At 70.8% G+C, this 3,917-nt stretch carries 2 protein-coding genes; both read right to left on the reverse strand.

Features of this window, described 5'->3' with window-relative positions; genetic code table 11:
* Positions 1 to 85: 85 nt before the first annotated feature.
* Positions 86 to 1,510: an acetamidase/formamidase family protein gene (locus U9980_RS09600; RefSeq protein WP_322767605.1), complete on the reverse strand. Its 1,425-nt coding sequence runs from the start codon at positions 1,508 to 1,510 to the stop codon at positions 86 to 88.
* Positions 1,511 to 1,618: 108 nt separating this feature from the next.
* Positions 1,619 to 3,742, reverse strand: a complete 2,124-nt coding sequence (locus tag U9980_RS09605; protein WP_322767606.1) for a hydantoinase/oxoprolinase family protein — start codon at positions 3,740 to 3,742, stop codon at positions 1,619 to 1,621.
* Positions 3,743 to 3,917 lie beyond the last annotated feature (175 nt).

Here is a 3,917-nt window from a genome sequence, read left to right on the forward strand (position 1 = left end):
TCGGCTGGTGGGCGCTGTTCCACTGGCATACAACCTTCGTACCGCACGCCACCGACAAACCCGCCACCCGCCGGGTCGCCCCGGGTCAACCCTCATCCTCGCCACCGCCCGCCGCATCCGGCACGACGCTGCGCGGCCCTTCAGCGCCGGATGGATCCGGTCCGTCTTCTGCCGCCGGATCCGGTCCGTCCCGGGGCTCATCCGTGCCAGGAGTAGGGATGACTCGTCCGAATGCGGGACGTACCAGCCGAGGCTTGGCGATAGCCGGCTCCCCGAAGTCCGCCCGGCGAATCCGGCAGTACGCCGTCCGGGAATCGCCGGCCGCGCGGCCGATACCGAAGGCAGCCGCCGCGGACAGGTACGCGAACGCGTCGGCCCGGTCCATGCCGAGTCGGGTGGACAGAAAGAGCAGAGCCGAGCGCGTTGCCCGGCGCACGGCATCCGCGAGATCGGCGTGTGCCCCCATCGAAATCCAATGGGTGTCGGTCTCGACGAAAGGTTCGCGCAGCGCTCCGAGAGCGGACCGAGCGACGGATTCCTTTACCACGGTCAGCCGGAAGGTCGCGCGCAGCGGCCCTTCAAGCGCAACCATGGCGATCTTTCCTTCACCCGACGAATAATGCGGGTCACCAACGGCAAACAGTGCGCCGGGGATCCCCACCGGAAGAAACAACCGGGCACCGACACTCAGGTCCCCGCAGTCGAGAGCTCCGCCATGTGTTCCGACCGAGGTCGAACGAACCGGACCGGCACCGTCGATCGCCACCGACATGATGCCCATGAACGGCGACAGCGGAAAACGCACCTTCCGGCCGCCGGCTCCACCCAGCGCCCCGAAAAGCCTGCCCCGGCGCCGTTCGACGGTACAGAAGCTGCTCGTCGTCCGGAAAGCCGTCCAGTTACGGGCATTCGCGTCGGGACCGGGAGGGTCGCCTTCGGGGAACTCCCCGGCGAGCAACCCCGCGCCGTGCCGGGTCGACACAACGCCATACCTGGCTCGAGGATGCAGCGAAACCACATCCACCCGCAGCACGTCACCGCGCTCAGCACCGTGGACGAACACCGGGCCGGTCACCACGTGTGGACCGTCCACGCCGAACCGGTGCGGGATACCAGAAGAAGCGATCATGCGGGCATCGTCGAGAACCTCGGAAGTCGCGACACCGAAGCCGGCGAAGAAGGCGTCCGGGTCGCGCCCCTGGTCGTCGAGGATCCCCTCCTGGCTGACCGTGTCGACCGTCACCGTGGCGCCCGACTCCACACTCAGCACGGGCCGGGTCTCGGCAGTAGGCAGGTGCCCCCACCGGACCGTTTCCGGGGTGGACGGCAGGTAGTGCTTTCCGTCCACTTTTCCCTTGCCGGGCTGCAGCGCCACTACGGCGCTACCACCGAGGCATCCGGGGCCGCCGGCGGCGCCCGGGACGACAAATCCGGTCAAGGCCGCCAGCCGTCTCGGGCACCGGGCCAGGACGGCTCCCCGGCAAGGAGCCTCGCCCTGCGAACTGGTCATGACGCGGCACGGGCGTCAGATTCGCAGTGAAACATGACACATCTGTTTCTGTCGTGTTGCAGTCCCACTCATTCCCGCTCGACCGACAACCGCCGACAGAGTAACGCTTCAGACACGGGTGAGCAGCAGGGAGCCGACCGGGTCCACCTCGGCGGTCCAGCCGGCACGCACCAGGCAGGTCGCCTCGGCGAACTCGACGATCGCCGGCCCTGCGACGCCGTCGCCCGGCCCCAACCCCGCGCGGGGCACGACAGCCACGTCCTGCCAGGAACCATCCAGGTACACAGAGCGCCGGCCGCGCACCGCCGCGGGATCGGCGGCCGGGGCGGCCAGCCGGGGGCGCCGACCCGGCACTGTCATGACCATCCGCACGGCCACCACCTCGACATCCCGGCCGGGCGCCACATGCCCGTACCTGCGCATGTGCTCGGCTTCGAAGGCCGCCCGCACCCGGCTGACGGACACACCATCACCGGCTCCCGGCAGCCCGCGCCCGGACGCGGACGCGGACGCGGTCACGATCGTCAGTTCGTGCGACTGGCCAGCATAGCGGCAGTCAACCTGCATCTCGACCATGAACACGGATACGTCCGCGGCCGGGACATCTCCGGCGGCGGTCCTGGCCAGCTCGGCGAAGGCCGCGGCCAGGTCGACGTCGGTGAGCAGGCCGCGCACGGCGCGCAGGTAGTCCCGGCGGACGTCGCCGAGGGCAAGGCCCAGCGCGGACAGCACGCCGGCGGCCAACGGCACCAGCACCCGATGCATCCCCAGCTCCTCGGCCAGCGCGCACGCATGCATCCCACCCGCGCCGCCGAAGGCCACCAGGGTCAGGTCCCGCGGGTCAAGCCCACGTTCCACCGAGACCACCCGCAGCGCCCGGACCATCTCCGCGTCGGCAACGGCGACCACACCGGCCGCCGCGGCCACCGCGGCCAGGTCTCCCCCGCTCGTCCCCGATGCGCTCGTCCCCGATGCGCTCGTCCTCAATTCCATACCGAGGGCTGCCAACGCCTTGTGGGCGGACGCGCGCGACAGGCTGACCTCGCCACCGAGGCTCGCGCCGTCGGCCAGAGCGCCGAGTACCAGGTCCGCGTCGGTCACCGTCGGCTCGGTCCCCCCGCGGCCGTAGCATGCCGGGCCGGGGTCGGCGCCGGCCGAACGGGGCCCGACCCGCAGCGCCCCGCCGGAGTCCACCCATGCCACCGACCCGCCGCCGGCGCTCACCGAGTGCACGTCCACCGTGGGCAACGTGATCGGTATGCCGGCCAGCATCGACTCGGCGGTGATCTGCACCCGTCCCCCCAGCACCGGCGCGACATCGGTGGATGTTCCGCCCATGTCGAAGGTGAGCAGATCGGCCACGCCCGACAGCCCCGCGACGTAGGCGGCACCGACCACTCCGCCGGCCGGCCCCGACAGCACGCATGCCGCGGCGTGAGCGGCCGCGGTCCCGAGATCCACCACCCCGCCGGAGGACTGCATGACCAGGGGCACCGGCAGCCCCGCGGCCACGCACCGGCGGGCGAGCGCCCGCAGGTATGCCGACAGCGTCGGCGTCAGGTAGGCGTCGGCGACGGTGGTGGCGAACCGCTCGTACTCCCGGAACTGCGCCAGCACCTCGTGTGAGGCCACCACGGTGACCCCGGGCAGGCTGCTGCGCAGCACGTCGGCGACCTGGCGTTCGTGCTCGGGATGGACGAAGGAGAACAGCAGGCACACGGCCACGGCCTGAAGATCGTCAACAGTCGCGAGTGCCGCGGCGACCTCCCGCGGACTGTCCTCATCCAGCGCAATGATCACACCGGCCGGCCCGGTGCGCTCCACGACGGTGTAGCGGAGTTCGCGCGGCACCAGTGCCGGCGGGCGATCGCGGGTGAGGTCGTAAAGCGCCGGCCGGTTCTGCCGACCGATCTCGATGATGTCGGCGAACCCGCGGGTGGTCACCAGAGCGGTACGCGCCCCCCGCCGCTCCAGCAACGCGTTGGTGGCAACCGTGGTGCCGTGGGCGAAGCGCTCGACCGTTGCGGGCTCGAAAGCCCCGTGCCCGGGGTGCCCGGGCCCTGCGCTCCCGGAGCCGGTAGCGAAACCGGCACCACGGATGGCGCCGAGGACGCCGACCGACGGGTCGGCGGGCACCGACGGCACCTTTGCGAAAACCAGCTGCCCGTTGTCGTCAACCGCGACCAGGTCGGTGAAGGTGCCACCCACGTCAACCCCGAGCCACACCGCCACGCGTGGATCCTCGCATGTCGCGGATCCCGTCGCGGATCCCGTCGCGAATGCCCGGATCGGGACGGTCCCTGTCAGATACTGGCACACTTCCCATGCCCGTGGCCTGTCTCACGGGTCACAGCGTTCGGACAGATCAGATGAAGCCGACGAGTAGCCTGAGCACACAGCAACGGAA

This window comes from Protofrankia sp. Cr1, from assembly GCF_963555865.1.
Taxonomy (GTDB): domain Bacteria; phylum Actinomycetota; class Actinomycetes; order Frankiales; family Frankiaceae; genus Protofrankia.